This is a genomic window from Micromonospora sp. ATLC16 (assembly GCF_057196645.1).
The window spans coordinates 1-1,357 of record NZ_JBXUOW010000157.1 but is presented as its reverse complement, the minus strand read 5'-3'; the positions used below and the strand labels follow the sequence as shown (position 1 = coordinate 1,357).

At 67.3% G+C, this 1,357-nt stretch carries 1 protein-coding gene; it reads left to right on the top strand.

The window, feature by feature from the left end; all coding sequences use genetic code 11:
* Positions 1-140: 140 nt before the first annotated feature.
* Positions 141-1,325 (top strand): ISAs1 family transposase, encoded by a 1,185-nt coding sequence (locus AC2CHE_RS26825; RefSeq protein WP_484507605.1) that lies wholly within the window; start codon positions 141-143, stop codon positions 1,323-1,325.
* The last annotated feature ends 32 nt before the right edge of the window (positions 1,326-1,357 follow it).

Here is a 1,357-nt window from a genome sequence, read left to right as displayed (position 1 = left end):
CAGGGCATTCGCAAGATCGAGATATGACCGGATGGCCGGTTGTGAGGTAGTCACGCCGGTTTCGGTGGATACGTAGAAGAACGCGGTCCTCTGGTGATCATTCAGGTGTCTAGACTGGATGATCGAGAAGGACCGCGTTCGTGGAAGCATCATCGTTGATCGGCGGGCTGTCCGCACGCCTGTGCGGCGTGTCGCCGCTGTCGGAACAGGACACGCCCGGGTTGTTGCAGGCCCTGGCCTGGGTTCCGGATCCGCGGGACGCACGCGGCCGGATCCATCCGCTGCCGGGGCTGCTCGCGATGGCGATCGCGGCGGTGGTCTCGGGATCCAGCAGGGTCGTGGAGATCGTCGAGTGGGCCGCCGACCTGCCGGACGCGGTGTGGGACCGGCTCGGTGCCACCCGCGACGCGTTCACCGGAGCCCGGCGGGTGCCCGACGACAGCACCCTGTCGAGGGTGCTGACCGGCATCGACGCCGACGCCCTCGACGCCGCGGTGTGCCGCTGGCTGCTCGGCCGGGCGGGTCTGGCCGGGGCCGGCCGGCGGGTGATCGCGGTCGACGGCAAGACGCTGCGCGGCAGCGGCCCGGCCGGCGCCCAGGTGCACCTGCTCGCCGCGTTGGACCAGGCCGAGCAAATCGTCCTGGCGCAGATCGATGTCGATGGCAAGACGAACGAGATCAGCCGGTTCGTGCCGCTGCTCAACGGTCTGGACCTAGCCGGCGCGATCATCACGGCGGATGCGCTGCATACCCAACGTGAGCATGCCCGCTGGCTGGCCGAGGAGAAGAAGGCCGGCTACGTGTTCGTCGTCAAGCGCAACCAGCCACGACTGTATCGACAGGTCAAAGCCCTGCCCTGGGCGAAGATCCCGGCGCTGAACGAGACCCGCGATCGTGGACACGGCCGCTACGACATCAGAGAGTTGCAAGCCGTCACCTGCCTCGGAGCCTTGGCGCTGGACTTCCCGTACGCGGTTCAGGCGCTACGGATCCGCCGCCGCCGGTACCACGCGAGCACCGACCGATGGTCCACCGTCACGGTGTACGCCATCACCAACCTCACCGCAGCTCAAGCCACCCCCGACGAGCTGACTGACTGGCTACGCGGACACTGGGCCATCGAAGTTCTTCACCACATTCGCGACACCACCTACCGCGAGGACGCCAGCCGGCTACGAACCGGCAACGCACCCCGAGCCCTGGCCACCCTGCGCAACACCGCGATCAGCCTGCTCCGCCTGGACGGCGTCACCTCGATAGCACCAGCCTTACGCCGAAACGGCCGAGATCCGTACCAATCCCTCCGACTCCTCGGCCTAACGTAAAACGGTCAAATCCCGACCTTGCAAAGGCCCTG